This window comes from Paenibacillus forsythiae T98 (assembly GCF_000520735.1).
Lineage (GTDB): Bacteria > Bacillota > Bacilli > Paenibacillales > Paenibacillaceae > Paenibacillus_AQ > Paenibacillus_AQ forsythiae.
Map to the genome: position 1 here is coordinate 1 of NZ_ASSC01000659.1, position 1,643 is coordinate 1,643.

At 58.9% G+C, this 1,643-nt stretch carries 1 protein-coding gene and 1 pseudogene; both read left to right on the forward strand.

The features are described from left to right. Positions 1-166, forward strand: a pseudogene (locus L692_RS32035) (glutamate synthase); the annotation flags it as partial. A 429-nt stretch (positions 167-595) separates the two neighbouring features. Next, positions 596-1,643 (forward strand): proline--tRNA ligase (proS, locus tag L692_RS0120465; RefSeq protein ID WP_025701904.1); only part of this gene is annotated, 1,048 nt, incomplete at its 3' end.

A 1,643-nucleotide genomic window follows, 5' to 3' on the forward strand; every position in this document is an offset into this window, starting at 1 on the left:
GAACGTAAAGGCCAGCTATGGCAAGTTTAGCACCAATGTCGAAAAAGTATTCGCCGCCGGAGACATGCGCCGTGGACAAAGCCTGGTTGTCTGGGCAATCAACGAAGGACGCGCCGCCGCCCGCGAGGTGGATAAATATTTGATGGGCTCGACCATTTTGCCATAAGCTTGCCTCTTGACTAAGCTGCCGATTTTATGTAAATTAATTGAAATTACATGTTGATTCAGCAGCGATGACCGGGGAAGGCAGAGCAATCCCGCGTTGGTACAGAAAGGGAACCCACCGGCTGAGAGGTTCCCCGAAACGCCAGCTTTGTCCCCCGCCCCGGTAGCTGCAGCGAAGAAGCGCATGAACCGGCAGCTTTATGCCTGGAACGGGCATACGGCCACTGGCTGGAGCGATCTCTCAAGCAGGCAGGCGGCAGCGCCGCGCATCCTGACCGGGACGCTCCGGGCGTGAAACGCTGCCGGCCTGCGGCCGTTATCCGCTTTTGAGGATCGCTTGGCTGTATCGGCCTGCGGTTGAATTAGGGTGGTATCACGACACATTCGTCCCTGACGGATGTGTCTTTATTTTTTTCTAGGGGGAATTAGGATGCGACAAAGCCAGTTATTGCTGAACACTTTGCGGGAGCGGCCTTCGGAGGCGGATACGGAAGGACACGGGCTGCTGCTGCGCGGCGGCTACATCCGGCAGCTTGCCGCCGGAATTTACAGCTATCTTCCTCTGGGGCGGCGCGTGCTGCGCAAAGTCGAAGACATTGTACGGGAGGAGATGGAGCGCGCGGGTGTTCAGGAAGTGATGCTGCCTTCGCTTCAGCCGGCTGAGCTGTGGATGGAATCGGGGCGCTACGGAACGTACGGCAAGAATCTGATGACGGCAAGCGACCGGCACGGGCGGGAATTTGTGCTGGGCCCGACGCATGAGGAGGCTGTCACCTCCCTGATGAAGAACGAAGTAAGCTCCTACCGGAAGCTGCCGGTCAGAGTCTTCCAGATCGGAACCAAATTCCGGGATGAGAAACGGCCGCGTTTCGGACTCCTCCGGGGGCGCGAGTTTATCATGAAGGACGCCTACTCCTTCGACATCTCCGAGGAAGGGCTGGATTTGTCTTACCGGACGATGTTCGAAGCGTATCACCGAATCTTTGCCCGCTGCGGACTTCGCTTCAGGGCGGTGGAGGCGGATGCGGGGACGATCGGCGGAGATGGCGGCAGTCATGAGTTTATCGCACTCTCTGCAATCGGAGAGGATACAGTCGCCGTCTGCGGGCATTGCGACTACGCGGCGAACCTGGAACAGGCCGAGACCGTTGCCTGGAACGGGGCGAATGCCGGTTTCGACGGGGCGGAGAGCGTGTCGAACACGCCTCCGGAGACGCGGGACGAGGCAGCCGCTGGAAGCGTCTCATTCTCATTGCCGGAAAAATTTCATACGCCGGATGTCCGCACCATTGACCAGCTGGCGGCGGCATACAGCCTGAATCCGGAGCAGATCATCAAGACGCTGATTTACAGGGCGGACGGCGAGAGCGTCGCGGTACTGGTGCGGGGAGATCATGAGGTCAATGAGCTGAAGGTAGGCAAATATTTGGGAGCGGAGGACATCGCGCTTGCGGATAGCGACGCTGTAGAAGCGGCGG